This is a genomic window from Marixanthomonas ophiurae (assembly GCF_003413745.1).
GTDB classification, from domain to species: Bacteria; Bacteroidota; Bacteroidia; order Flavobacteriales; family Flavobacteriaceae; genus Marixanthomonas; species Marixanthomonas ophiurae.
Map to the genome: position 1 here is coordinate 772910 of NZ_QVID01000002.1, position 13096 is coordinate 786005.

12 protein-coding genes are annotated in these 13096 nt (G+C 35.6%); 1 reads left to right on the plus strand and 11 read right to left on the minus strand.

Translation table 11 applies throughout. From position 1 onward, the window contains the following. Positions 1–36: 36 nt before the first annotated feature. The 11 genes from DZ858_RS13785 to DZ858_RS13835 form a co-directional block, all read right to left on the minus strand. On the minus strand, positions 37–852 hold the full coding sequence (locus DZ858_RS13785) for a prohibitin family protein (protein ID WP_117160239.1): 816 nt from the start codon (positions 850–852) through the stop codon (positions 37–39). Between the two features lie 21 nt (positions 853–873). Further along, the gene (locus DZ858_RS13790; protein WP_117160240.1) at positions 874–2907 is read right to left on the minus strand and encodes a VWA domain-containing protein; all 2034 of its coding nucleotides are present in this window, start codon (positions 2905–2907) and stop codon (positions 874–876) included. Between the two features lie 38 nt (positions 2908–2945). Beyond that, positions 2946–3692: a 3-oxoacyl-[acyl-carrier-protein] reductase gene (gene fabG / locus DZ858_RS13795; protein ID WP_117160241.1), complete on the minus strand. Its 747-nt coding sequence runs from the start codon at positions 3690–3692 to the stop codon at positions 2946–2948. A gap of 134 nt (positions 3693–3826) precedes the next feature. Beyond that, positions 3827–4699 carry a succinate--CoA ligase subunit alpha gene (gene sucD / locus DZ858_RS13800; RefSeq protein ID WP_117160242.1) on the minus strand — a complete coding sequence of 291 codons (873 nt, stop codon included), beginning with the start codon at positions 4697–4699 and terminating at the stop codon, positions 3827–3829. A gap of 108 nt (positions 4700–4807) precedes the next feature. Then, on the minus strand, positions 4808–5221 hold the full coding sequence (locus tag DZ858_RS13805; RefSeq protein WP_117160243.1) for a nuclear transport factor 2 family protein: 414 nt from the start codon (positions 5219–5221) through the stop codon (positions 4808–4810). Next, entirely contained in the window at positions 5218–6156 is a 939-nt protein-coding gene (locus tag DZ858_RS13810) for a UDP-3-O-(3-hydroxymyristoyl)glucosamine N-acyltransferase (RefSeq protein WP_117160244.1), read from the minus strand. The genes DZ858_RS13805 and DZ858_RS13810 overlap by 4 nt, the downstream gene beginning before the upstream one ends. 81 nt (positions 6157–6237) lie before the next feature. Beyond that, the gene (efp, locus tag DZ858_RS13815; RefSeq protein ID WP_117160245.1) at positions 6238–6804 is read right to left on the minus strand and encodes an elongation factor P; all 567 of its coding nucleotides are present in this window, start codon (positions 6802–6804) and stop codon (positions 6238–6240) included. A gap of 62 nt (positions 6805–6866) precedes the next feature. After that, positions 6867–7652, minus strand: coding sequence for an acyl-ACP--UDP-N-acetylglucosamine O-acyltransferase (lpxA, locus tag DZ858_RS13820; RefSeq protein ID WP_117160246.1), 786 nt, complete (start codon positions 7650–7652; stop codon positions 6867–6869). Then, the gene (locus DZ858_RS13825; protein WP_117160247.1) at positions 7653–9062 is read right to left on the minus strand and encodes a bifunctional UDP-3-O-[3-hydroxymyristoyl] N-acetylglucosamine deacetylase/3-hydroxyacyl-ACP dehydratase; all 1410 of its coding nucleotides are present in this window, start codon (positions 9060–9062) and stop codon (positions 7653–7655) included. It abuts the gene before it with no gap. Further along, complete coding sequence (lpxD, locus tag DZ858_RS13830) at positions 9055–10080, minus strand: UDP-3-O-(3-hydroxymyristoyl)glucosamine N-acyltransferase (RefSeq protein WP_117160248.1); 1026 nt, start codon at positions 10078–10080, stop codon at positions 9055–9057. Before lpxD ends, DZ858_RS13825 begins: the two co-directional genes overlap by 8 nt. 103 nt (positions 10081–10183) lie before the next feature. Then, positions 10184–11413, minus strand: coding sequence for an HD domain-containing protein (locus tag DZ858_RS13835; protein WP_117160249.1), 1230 nt, complete (start codon positions 11411–11413; stop codon positions 10184–10186). A gap of 118 nt (positions 11414–11531) precedes the next feature. Between DZ858_RS13835 and porX the strand changes: the two genes are divergently transcribed. Continuing rightward, positions 11532–13082 carry a T9SS response regulator signal transducer PorX gene (porX, locus tag DZ858_RS13840; RefSeq protein ID WP_117160250.1) on the plus strand — a complete coding sequence of 517 codons (1551 nt, stop codon included), beginning with the start codon at positions 11532–11534 and terminating at the stop codon, positions 13080–13082. The last annotated feature ends 14 nt before the right edge of the window (positions 13083–13096 follow it).

A 13096-nucleotide genomic window follows, 5' to 3' on the forward strand; every position in this document is an offset into this window, starting at 1 on the left:
TTTCTGTTCAATGTTCTGAACATTGTCAACTATCTACTACTGATTTCCTAAGATAATAGGCATTCCACTATCGCCAGAGCCAATAACAATTACTTTACTATTGTTAGATTCAGATAGCTTTACAGTAGCTTGAATTCCTTTTTCCTGTAATATTTTATCTGTTAATGAAGCACTTAAAATACTGTTAGCTGCAGCTTTACCTTCTGCATCAATACGTTGTCTTTCAGCTTCTTTTGAGGCTTTCTCTAAACGGAATTCATACTCTAAAGACTCCTGTTCTTGTTTCAATTTGCGCTCAATCGCCACTTTAATGGTTTCTGGTAACGAGATATCACGTACCAAAATTCGGTTTACTTGTACAAATTGCTTTTCTAATAGATTTTTTGTCTCTTCCAGCATTTCACTCTGTATGGATTCTCGCTTACTAGCATACAATTGTTCTGGTGTATAGCGACCTACTACAGCACGTGTAGCAGAGCGCACTGCTGGTTTTATAAGCCTTGTGATATAATCTTCTCCTTTTTCTTGGTGCAATTTTCCTAAGTTGATATCTTCAGGTTGAAACCAAACAGAAGCTTCTAACCGAATATCCAAACCGTTTGAGGATAATACTTTCATAGATTCATCTAACGATTGCTGACGTACTTCATATATAAATACATCATTCCAAGGTGCTACTACGTGAAATCCTTCACTTAAAGCCGGTTCTTCAGTTACAACCCCACCGCCAAAACGTTTGTAAAGCACTCCAGCTTCTCCAGATTCTATGGTCACTGCAGATTTTGCTATAACAATTATTATGATGATAATACCAATAATTAAGGGTATTCCTATTTTGGGTAATCTTTCCATTATACTTTATGTTTTTTTGGTTTATATAAGTCCGTTGTATTTTCTAATAAACCACTCAGCACTAAGGGTTAAAACTATAAGCGCGAGTAGGTATTTCCAATCAATCAAAGGTACGGTTTTTAGTTCGCTTTTTTGAACGGATTGGTAAGAATCGTCAGCAATTAAACCCTCAATCATGCGGTCTACTTCTGAAGGAAAATAGGCGGTTCCGTTAGTGTTTTGAGCTACCCTAATTAATTTGGAAAAATCAGCATTTAAAAACTGCTGTTCTACGTTAAAATCGAGAATAGTAAAATTTCCGCTTCGCGAAATTGATTCATCAGCAACTGAAACTGTATATTTGTATTCTCCAGCTGGTAAACTGTTTAAATCTACTTCATAGAAGTTATTCCTTAACAACATTGGAAAAACTGTTTGCGTTTCAGTTTCCACATTACGCACTGAAATATTTAGAGCAGCACGAGAATCAAAGACAAAGTTTTTATCAAAGTATTGTGCTAAAATTTTAATTGAGTTGTTATTATAGTAAAATGTCTCGTTACTTACTTCTAAACGACTACGGCGTTTATTGGAAGCTAAATACTGTACCAATTTTCCCATAAAAACGTCAAACTCTTGAAAGGTATCAGACTGTAAATACAACTGTGCGCGCCATTTCCAAAATCCTTCCCCGTCCCAAACTGCATCGCGCTTTCCGTTCAGCTCAAGAGTGGCTAACATCGGTGCGCCTGTTTCAAAACCATTAATGGATTGCCCCAACAATATTTCGTGCGGAACTAGTACGCTTAAGTCGCCAAATGTTGTTTTTAGTGGCGGAAAATCATTAAAACCGATATGCTCGACTGCAAAAGTACCGTAGTTGTTGTTTAATGTTGCTGAAACCTCTTCGGTTTGTAAGCTGGTCTCTTTTTTAAATTCCTGTTGTATTGAATTCAAGAAGTTCCAATCAGTATTGGTACCGGTAATCGTCAGGGTATTTTTTTTAAGGTTTTTAATTTCTGAATAGACTTGTGTAAAACTACGATCAGGCTGAAAAAGAACAACCAATTGATATTCATTTAAAATCGAAGTAGCTTCCGAAGGTTTTTTAATAGTTAGCGTACGTTGCTCATTTGCTGTTATCGACTTTTTTAAAGCTCCTAAGTCTGGATGGATAATATCACTCACCACAAGTACATTGGTTGCTTGGTCAATTACTTCAACCGCAAACTGTTTATTATTGTTGGTTTTATTTTTCTCATCTTCTAACGGAACAATTTGAGCAGTATATTTTTGCAATCCTACGTTCGATGCTGGAAGCGTAAAGTTTAGTGTTTTACTATTAGTATTTTCTGAAAAAGATATGGTTTCCCTAAACACAGTTGCACCGCCGTGAGATATTATAAACTGTGAAGTAACCGAACCTGTACCGTTATAGACCAAAATTACTTCCACCGGGAATTTATTCTTTAAAAAAGCATAACGATTACTATTTAAACGCTCAATTTTAAGATCGGTATATGTTGTAGAGTCGCCTAAAATAAACGGATAAATAGCATTTTTATAAGTCGCTGAAGTAAACTCGTAATCGCTCCCCAGTGTCTGATTACCGTCGGTCACTAAAATAGTGGGGGCATTTTCATTTTTAAAGAGGTTATCAGTGGCTTCAAGTGCTTTTGTAAGGTTACTATTTTTTTTTGAAAAAGAAAGTGAGTCTAACTCCTCGAAATCACTTCCGAAGGAAAAGAAAGAAAGATCAAACTTTTCATTCAAGTTTTCGTTATTCTTCAGCTTTTCAAGTAAAACTGAAACTTGATCAGTTTGATTTAGTTCTGCTATTGAAACTGAGTTATCAACAAGTACAGGCAGTTTTGGTTTTTCAATGGAATACGTTTCACTTTTAAATTTTGGGTTTATTAGTAAAAGTAAAAGCGAAAACAACGTAATAAAACGTAATATCCCAAATATCCAGCTTAGCGATTTAGAATATTTTGTTTTATAACCATACATGAACAACGCCAGCGCAAAGGAAATTACGCCGGCGATGATGATATATACTATGGTTTCAGTTGTCAATTATGTACGTTAAAATTTAGGTGTTTCAAAAATACTGATTATGTTAGCATACCGCCGTCAACATTCAATACTTGTCCTGTTATATATCCAGAAAGGTCACTTGCTAAAAATACACAGGCATTTGCGATATCTTCCGGAGAACCACCTCGCTTTAAAGGAATAGCCTCTCTCCAACTTTGTACCGTTTCTTCATTTAACTTACCAGTCATTTCGGTTTCGATAAAGCCTGGTGCAATTGCGTTGCAACGAATATCTCGAGAACCTAATTCTAAAGCTACTGATTTTGTAAAACCAATAATTCCGGCTTTTGAGGCTGCATAATTAGTTTGTCCAGCATTACCCTTCACTCCTACTACCGAGCTCATATTAATAATAGAACCTTTACGCTGTTTTAACATAGCACGCTGTACTGCTTTCGTCATATTAAAAACAGACTTCAAATTCACTTCGATTACTTTATCGAAATCTTCTTCTGATATACGCATTAATAGGTTGTCTTTTGTAATACCTGCATTATTTATCAAAATATCGATGCTACCAAATTCTTTTAAAACTTCAGCGGCTAATTCTTGAGAATCTTCAAAGTTGGCTGCGTTACTTTGATACGCTTTTACTTTTACTCCTTCCTTGGAAAGATCTGAAGCAATCGCATCGGCAGATTCTTTAGATGAATTATATGTAAATGCTACGTTGGCTCCGTGTTTTACAAACGTTTCTACAATACCTTTTCCTATTCCACGGCTACCACCGGTTATTATTGCTGTTTTGCCTTCTAATAATTTCATAGCTATTTGTTCTATTAATTTTGGTTGGTTCTTTTTTCAGAATAACGTAAGATACCAATTATCTTACTTAGATATCAAATATAAAAAAAGCCCTGTTAAAAAAACAGGACTTTTGTACTTATATAGTTTGTCGTTTACCCTAGAACTTCGGCAACTTTTTTGCCTATTTCTGCAGGTGAATCTACTACGTGAATTCCACATTCACTTAATATTTTCTTTTTAGCTTGAGCCGTATCATCGCTTCCGCCTACAATGGCTCCTGCGTGTCCCATAGTACGCCCAGCAGGTGCTGTTTCACCAGCAATAAAACCAATAATTGGCTTTTTACTTCCGCTTTCTTTATACCATTGTGCAGCATCGGCTTCCAATTGACCACCAATTTCACCTATCATAACAACAGCTTCTGTTTCGTCATCATTAATTAAAAGCTCTACAGCTTCCTTTGTGGTAGTTCCAATAATTGGGTCACCACCAATACCAATTGCGGTTGTGATTCCTAATCCTTGTTTTACTACTTGATCAGCAGCTTCATACGTTAATGTTCCAGATTTTGAAACAACGCCTATTTTTCCTTTTTTGAATACAAAACCAGGCATGATTCCTACTTTTGCTTCTCCTGGGGTAATAACTCCAGGACAGTTAGGGCCTACCAAGCGGCAGTCTCTATCTTTAATATAATCGGCAACTTTAATCATATCGCCAACCGGAATTCCTTCAGTAATAGTAATAATTACTTTAATCCCAGCGTTTGCAGCTTCCATAATCGCATCTGCTGCGAATGCAGGAGGAACAAATATAATAGTTACGTCTGCCCCTGTTTCTTTGACTGCATCTGCTACAGTATTAAAAACCGGTTTGTCTAGGTGTTTTTGTCCACCTTTTCCCGGTGTTACGCCACCAACTACATTTGTACCATATTCAATCATTTGACCTGCGTGAAAAGTACCCTCACTTCCGGTAAAACCTTGTACGATGATTTTTGAATCTTTATTTACTAAAACGCTCATTCTCTTTCAGAATTTTTTATTGTTTTATATTGAAATCTATGTTACCCTATTTTTAAACTTAATAAAGCAATGCAAAGGTACTATTTTGAAATAGCTTTTTAAAAGAATTTATACTTTAACCTTATGATACGATCCATCAGTATCATCATTATCGGTTACTGGTTGGCTTACTTGATGCCCACGAAATATTTTTCCGTCTTTTATTTGCCAAATAGCCATAAAATGAGCGATACCTAATTCTTCATCTGGATTTTCAATGGTTTTTATATAATACTTGTATCTAACAGTCACATATTCACCATCTTCAAGTATATGACTTACTTCTACTCTGAGGTCATCATACGTTCGACGCATTTCAGCGAAGTAATTCACCAAATCTCCGTGGTTCATAATGGTCAGCCCATTTGTACTGTTCCAAAGTAATTCTAAATCGGGATGAAAGTACTTATCCAATACCGATTTATCATTTAATACATCTGAAAGGTAAAACCTTCTCACTACTTCCTTTGCACTTTTACTCATTTTATTCTATCTAATTTATCAATTATATCTGGAATTAAGCGAATAGACGCCAATTCCTTATATTTTTTTCTGAATTCATCTGCTGGTGTTCCAAAATACGATTTATGGCCGGGAAGCGACTTACTTACACCGCTTTGCGCCGAAATTACGGCTTTTTCACCAATGGTAATTCCGCTGGTAATTCCAACTTGCCCCCAAATAGTCACAAAATCTTCAATAAACACACAACCAGCAATCCCTACTTGCGAAGCTATTAAACAACGACTGCCAATTACGGTATCGTGGCCTACGTGAACTTGATTGTCCAATTTAGTTCCTTCCCCAATTGTTGTAGATGCTGTAACGCCACTATCAATGGTGCATTGTGCGCCAATATCAACATTGTCTTTAATAACTACGTTTCCACCACTTAAAAGTTTGTCAAATTTTTCAGGACGGTTTTTATAATAAAAAGCATCCCCCCCTAGAACTGTACCGGAATGTATGATTACATTATTTCCAATTTTGGTATTATCGTAAATGGAAACATTTGGATGAATAACACAATTCGCTCCTATTTCCACATTGTTTCCAATAAACACATTGGGCTGAATAATCGTGTGATTTCCAATTGTTGCAGAATCTGCTATAACTGCAGATGCCGCGACAAACGGATTAAAATGGTTAATTAGCTTATTAAAGTCCCGAAAGGGATCATCACTGATCAACAGTGCTTTTCCAGATGGACAATCTACTTCTTTATTAATCAACACAATAGTAGCAAGTGATTGCAACGCCTTGTCATAATACTTGGGATGGTCCACAAATACAATGTCACCGGGCTGTACTACGTGAATTTCGTTCAATCCTAATACTGGAAAGTTTGCATCACCCACATAATTGCAGTCAATAATACCTGCAATCGCTTTCAATGTTTGGGGATTTGAAAATTTCATTTGTATGAATTAGAAACCAAATATAAAAAATCCCATCACAATAGCATCATGACGGGATTTAAAATTTTGATAGTTATCTATCTATTCCTTAATACGTTCTTGGTATTGTCCTTTTTCGGTGTCAACACGTATTTTATCGCCTTCGTTTATAAAAAGTGGAACATTGACTTCTGCGCCGGTTTCAACGATTGCCGGTTTGGTAGCGTTGGTAGCTGTGTTTCCTTTTACACCTGGTTCGGTCGAGGTTATTTCCAAAATTACATGTGGAGGCATTTCAACGGAAAGCGGTGAATTATCTTCTGTGTTAATGATTACCGTTACTATTTCGCCTTCTTTCATTAATTCTGGGGTATCCAAAGCTTCTTTTAGCAAGCGGATTTGCGTATAGTCTTCGGTGTTCATAAAGTGGTAAAACTCTCCTTCATTATATAAAAACTGAAATTTATGCGTCTCTACGCGTACGTCATCAATTTTATGCCCTGCGGAAAACGTATTGTCAATTACTTTGCCAGAGGTGATACTTTTTAATTTAGTTCGCACAAAAGCAGGTCCTTTCCCCGGTTTTACGTGTAAAAACTCAATAACCTTAAAAATGTCGTGGTTATAATGAATGCATAATCCTTTTCTTATATCTGAAGTTGTTGCCATATTACTTCCCGAGTAACGGGTATATTTTAAATTAAACTTATATTCTGCTATTTCAAAAAAAATTAATTATTACTGAAATATCCTTTCATAATTCCTCTTTTCGAGTTTTTTATAAACTGAAGGATTTCATCTCTTTCTGGAGTAGCTTCCATTTCAGCCTCTATAATTTCTGAAGCCTGCGTAGTATTATAATTATTTTGATATAGTATCCTGTAAATACTTTGAATCTCGCTTATTTTTTCGGTGCTATATCCCCTTCTTCTTAATCCAATAGAGTTAATACCTACATACGAAAGCGGTTCGCGCGCTCCTTTTACATACGGTGGAACGTCTTTACGAACTAAAGATCCACCAGTAACAAAAGCGTGACTGCCAATCATACAAAACTGATGTACTGCTGTCATTCCTGCAAGTATTACATAGTCGCCAATAGTAATATGCCCTGCTAATGTACTTGAATTAGAAAAAATACAGTTATTACCTACAATACAATCATGAGCAATATGACAATAGGCCATAATAAGGCAATTTTTCCCAATTACGGTCTTACCACGATCTATGGTACCTCTATTTACGGTTACATATTCTCTTATGGTCGTATTATCCCCAATTTCAGCAGTTGTTTCTTCGTCTTTAAACTTTAAGTCTTGTGGAACAGCAGAAATTACAGCACCTGGAAAAATATTACAGTTTTTTCCTATTCGCGCTCCTTCCATTATTGTTACGTTGGATCCTATCCAAGTTCCTTCGCCAATTATTACATTGTTATGAATTGTTGTAAACGGCTCAATAACAACATTTTTGGCAATTTTCGCGCCCGGATGGACATATGCTAACGGTTGATTCATTTAGTCTTTTTTAGTTTTTACAATCTGTGCCATTAATTCTGCTTCGGTAACTAATTTATCATTAACATAAGCATCTCCTTTCATATGGACAATTCCTCTTCTAATGGGTGAAATTAATTCTAAATTAAAAATTAACGTATCCCCGGGGTTTACCTGACGCTTAAACTTTACATTATTTATTTTCATAAAGAATGTCAAATAGTTTTCAGGATCTGGAACCGTGCTCAACGCTAAAATACCTCCAGTTTGTGCCATCGCTTCCACGATTAAAACACCTGGCATGACAGGGGCTCCAGGGAAATGACCTACGAAAAACGGCTCGTTCATCGTCACGTTTTTTAGGCCTACAACGCCAGTGTCAGTCAATTCCAATATTTTATCAACTAGTAAAAATGGTGGCCGATGTGGTAACATAGCCATAATTGCATTGACATCTTTTACCGGTTCTTTAGAAATATCGAATTGCGGAACTCGATTCCGTTTTTCAATTTTTATAAGTTTTGATAATTTTTTAGCAAATTGAGTATTTACAGAGTGCCCCGGTTTATTAGCAATTACTTTTCCGCGAATGCGTGTACCAATTAACGCTAAATCACCTATGACATCTAATAATTTATGACGCGCTGCCTCATTGGCGTGGTGCAAGGTTAGATTATCTAAAATCCCGTTAGGTTTTACTGAAATCTCATCCTTTCCGAAGGCACCACGAAGTTTTTCCATTGTTTCAGGAGACAACTCCTTGTCAACATAAACAATTGCATTATTTAAATCTCCTCCTTTAATTAATCCGTGATCTAGAAGTGTTTCAATTTCATGAAGAAAACTAAACGTACGAGCATTAGATATTTCATCTTTAAAGTCTGAGATACGTTGTAATGAAGCATTTTGAGTACCCAAAACTTTTGTTCCAAAATCGACCATCGTGGTAATTTGGTATGAATCTGATGGGATTACAGTTATTTCACTGCCTGTTTCTTCATCTGCAAAGGTTATTACCTCTTTTACAACATATTCTTCTCGTTGGGCTTCTTGTTTAACAATTCCAGCTGCTTCAATTGCTTCTACAAAAAACTTTGAAGACCCATCCATAATAGGAGGTTCAGAAGCATTTAACTCAATTATACAGTTGTCAACTTCCATCCCAACCAAAGCGGCTAGCACATGTTCAGAGGTTTGTATCTTTACCCCCATTTTTTCTAAGTTAGTACCTCGTTCTGTATTGGTAACATAATTTGCATCTGCCTCTATAACAGGGCTTCCCTCAAGGTCAATACGAATAAATTTATATCCATAGTCTTCAGGTGCAGGTTTAAAAGTAATGGTTACTTCTTTTCCAGTATGCAAACCAACTCCTTTAAGAGAAGTTTCTTTGCCAATTGTTTGCTGATTTGTGGTGTTACACTCAATCATTGTCAATTTTTTTTTCAAAGGTATTAAATCGCTTGATTATTTCAGGTAGGTTTTTAAAATGAACATAGCTTTTATTAAACCCGCCATAGCTTAATGCCGGTGAACCTTGTAGTGCTTCATTATCTTTTACATTTCGTCCAATACCGCTTTGCGCTTGTATTCTCACATTATTACCGATAGTTATATGGCCAACAATACCTACTTGACCACCTATAACACAGTTTTTACCAATTTTTGTAGAACCTGCAACGCCAGATTGGGCTGCTATAACGGTATGTTCGCCAATTTCAACATTATGAGCTATTTGTATTTGGTTGTCTAGTTTTACACCTTTCCTTATTATAGTGGCTCCTAAAGTAGCTCGGTCTATGGTTGTGCCAGCACCCAAATCTACATTATCTTCAATAATTACATTTCCGGTTTGTGGTACTTTTGAATATTCTCCATTTTCATCTGGCGTAAAGCCAAAGCCATCTGCACCAACAATTACACCGCTATTAATAACACAATTATTACCAATAACAGTTTCAGAATAAATTTTAGCACCGGCGAAAATAATTACATTATCCCCTATTTCAACATTATTTCCAATATAAACATTCGGATAAATGGTTGCATTAGCCCCAACTTTAACATTATCGCCTAAATAAGAAAAAGCGCCTAAGTATAGATTTTCTCCATACGTAGCGCTATCTGAGACAAAAACAGGTTCTTCTATCCCTGTTTTATTCATCTTTACTTGGTTATAATATTCTAACAACTTGGAAAATGCTTTGTAGGCATCCTCCACACGAATTAAAGTGGTATCAATTTTGTTTTCAGCAACAAAATCTTTGTTAACAATTGCTATGGTAGCCTGAGTTGAGTATATATATGAAGTGTATTTTGGGTTAGCCAAAAAAGTAAGGCTCCCTTCGGTTCCTTCTTCAATTTTAGCAAGTTTTGACACTTCTGCATCAGCATTTCCTTCAATTTCACCTTCTAAAAGTCCTGCTATTTGTGTTGCTGTAAATTTCATTTAGTAGCATTGTGGTTATAGATAATTGCCAAAAAAACAGATTAACCTGTTTTAAAAATTATATAGATTTGACAATAATCTCTGCAAAAATAGAAAAAAAGGATTAGTTATCGCTTTTTGGATAGCATAGATAGTATTTTACTACTTTTTCTGAAAGGGCTTTTAGGTTTACTTGGTCACTAGCTTTTGCCACATCTTTAATTTTACCATTTTTGGTCAATAAGTTAATCGTGTCTTTATCCATGCGGTATGCCTGATTTTGAATAGTACCCGTAAACACAAAATAAGCAGCTTCTTTTTCAGTTAAATTATGCTGAAGCATTACTTTATTCGTTTTCTTTTTTAATTTTTCTGAAGAAACCGGTTTCTTTTTCATTTTTATTTTCAGTAAGTCTCTATCGAGTAGCATTTGCGCAAGTGTTTTAAGGATAAAATCTTCTGAATTAACCCACGACTTCATAGCTGAGACAATATCATAATCATCAAGTTTAGCAAAAGTATTCAATACTTCTTTTGTAAACGTTTCTTTCGTTATGGCATGCTGTAGAAAAAAAGATAATGCGTTACTCGCAGGAAGATCAACTCCGTTATCAGTTAATTCTTTAGCTCGTTTTAATAATCGTAATAACAATTGCTCTGCTACAATTCCGGTTTTATGCAAATACACTTGCCAATACATCAAACGGCGAGCGATGATAAATTTTTCTACTGAATAAATCCCCTTCTCCTCTACTACCAGTTTATCTTTGTGCACATTCAACATGGTGATAAGCCGTTCTGAATTTACAGCGCCTTCTGAAACTCCTGTGTAAAAGCTATCCCGTCGTAAATAATCCAACCGATCCATATCCAGTTGACTTGAAATAAGTTGATGCAAGAATTTTCGGTCATATTCATCCTTGAAAATAGTGATGGCAAGCGTTAATCTGTTGTTAAAGTTTTGGTTTAACGCTTCCATAAATAACAACGAAATCTGTTCATGATTCACGCTTTCAACAATACTATTTTCCATCGCATGTGAGAATGGACCGTGACCAATATCGTGCAATAAAATGGCGATATAAATAGCCTCTTCCTCTTCTTCTGAAATGTCAATCCCCTTAAAACGAAGCACCTGCACTGCTTTTCGCATTAAAAACATAGCACCCAAAGCATGGTGAAAACGGGTATGATGTGCTCCCGGATACACCAAGTATGACATCCCCATTTGCGAAATTCTGCGCAGCCGTTGAAAGTATGGATGCTCTATTAAATCGAAAATGACAGTATTGGGAATGGTAATAAAACCGTAGATAGGGTCGTTAACTATTTTGAGTTTGTTACGTGATTTCAAACTTTAACTTTTAATTATATTGGCATTTTTCTTAGTGAAAAATATCAAGATTAGATTTGTTGCAAGATGACACTTCAGTAAAAAGTGATTTCAATAAATAAAAAAACAAATATACAATATGAGCGACATAAAAGTACTATGGGTAGATGATGAAATAGATTTGTTAAAACCGCACATTATTTTCCTTGAGAAAAAAAACTATAAAGTTACTACAGCACAAAGTGGAACCGAAGCTTTAGAGGAAATTAAAAAGGAAAATTTTGACATTGTTTTTTTAGATGAAAATATGCCTGGCTTAACAGGCTTAGAAACCTTATCTGAAATTAAAGAACATCAAGCATCCCTTCCAGTGGTGATGATTACTAAAAGTGAAGAGGAGTATATTATGGAAGAGGCAATCGGCTCTAAAATTGCTGATTACCTTATAAAACCGGTAAATCCTCACCAAATTTTATTGAGCTTGAAGAAAAACTTGGATCATTCGAGATTGGTTTCAGAAAAAACCACGTCCAGTTATCAGCAGGAATTCCGGAAAATTGCTATGGATATGTCCATGATTAATTCTTGGGAAGGCTGGGTAGATTTGTATCAAAAATTGGTTTACTGGGAATTAGAGCTGGAAGATATTGAAGATACCGGGATGTTTGAAATTCTTGAATCTCAAAAAACAGAGGCCAATACGCAGTTTTGCAAGTTCATTGATAAAAATTATCCTGAATGGTTTAAAGACCAAGAAGAGGCACCTGTTATGTCTCATACTCTATTTAGAGATAAAGTAATGCCACAATTAGAGGATAAAAAACCTACGTTATTGGTGGTAGTTGATAACCTTAGGTATGACCAATGGAAAGCCTTCGAGCCCTTTATTGCCAATGCCTATAAAAAAACAAGCGAAGAGATGTTTTGCAGCATTCTTCCTACTGCTACACAATATGCTAGAAATGCCATTTTTTCTGGCTTAATGCCAAGTGAAATGGAGAAACTACATCCGGATTTTTGGTTAAACGATACCGATGAAGGTGGAAAGAATATGTATGAAGACAAATTTTTAGAAGCCCAGCTAAAACGGTTTGGTTTAGACCTGAATTGGAGCTACCATAAGATTTCGAGTTTAAAACAAGGAAAACGCCTTGCCGAAAACTTTAAAAGTCATAAAGACGAAGATCTAACCGTATTGGTCTATAATTTTGTAGATATACTTTCCCACTCTAAAACTGAAATGGAAGTTATAAAAGAATTAGCTTCAACAGATAAATCGTACCGATCTTTAACGCAAAGCTGGTTTAAAAACTCTCCGTTGATGGATATTATTCAACAAGCATCTCAACTAGGCTTTAAGTTGATTATTACCACCGACCACGGAACCATTAACGTGAAAAACCCTTCAAAAGTTATTGGTGATAAAAACACTAGTTTAAATTTACGTTATAAAACGGGTAAAAGCTTAACCTATCAAGACAAAGATGTTTTGGCAGCCACTAACCCTAAGAACATCAATCTTCCTACTATAAATATGAGTAGTTCGTTTATTTTTGCAAAAGGAGACTTGTTTTTTGCCTATCCCAATAACTACAACCACTATGTTAGTTATTATCGCAACACCTATCAACATGGTGGTGTTTCTTTAGAAGAAATGGTGATTCCTTTTTCAGTGTTAGAGCCTAAGTAAATTAAATTTGTAAG

What these genes read in the sequence shown, in the direction of transcription:
- DZ858_RS13825 (WP_117160247.1), bottom strand. Translation starts at nt 9,062, where the DNA reads ATGATTGAGTGTAACACCACAAATCAGCAAACAATTGGCAAAGAAACT.
- DZ858_RS13785 (WP_117160239.1), bottom strand. Translation starts at nt 852, where the DNA reads ATGGAAAGATTACCCAAAATAGGAATACCCTTAATTATTGGTATTATC.
- lpxA (WP_117160246.1), bottom strand. Translation starts at nt 7,652, where the DNA reads ATGAATCAACCGTTAGCATATGTCCATCCGGGCGCGAAAATTGCCAAA.
- lpxD (WP_117160248.1), bottom strand. Translation starts at nt 10,080, where the DNA reads ATGAAATTTACAGCAACACAAATAGCAGGACTTTTAGAAGGTGAAATT.
- DZ858_RS13810 (WP_117160244.1), bottom strand. Translation starts at nt 6,156, where the DNA reads ATGAAATTTTCAAATCCCCAAACATTGAAAGCGATTGCAGGTATTATT.
- DZ858_RS13805 (WP_117160243.1), bottom strand. Translation starts at nt 5,221, where the DNA reads ATGAGTAAAAGTGCAAAGGAAGTAGTGAGAAGGTTTTACCTTTCAGAT.
- efp (WP_117160245.1), bottom strand. Translation starts at nt 6,804, where the DNA reads ATGGCAACAACTTCAGATATAAGAAAAGGATTATGCATTCATTATAAC.
- porX (WP_117160250.1), top strand. Translation starts at nt 11,532, where the DNA reads ATGAGCGACATAAAAGTACTATGGGTAGATGATGAAATAGATTTGTTA.
- fabG (WP_117160241.1), bottom strand. Translation starts at nt 3,692, where the DNA reads ATGAAATTATTAGAAGGCAAAACAGCAATAATAACCGGTGGTAGCCGT.
- sucD (WP_117160242.1), bottom strand. Translation starts at nt 4,699, where the DNA reads ATGAGCGTTTTAGTAAATAAAGATTCAAAAATCATCGTACAAGGTTTT.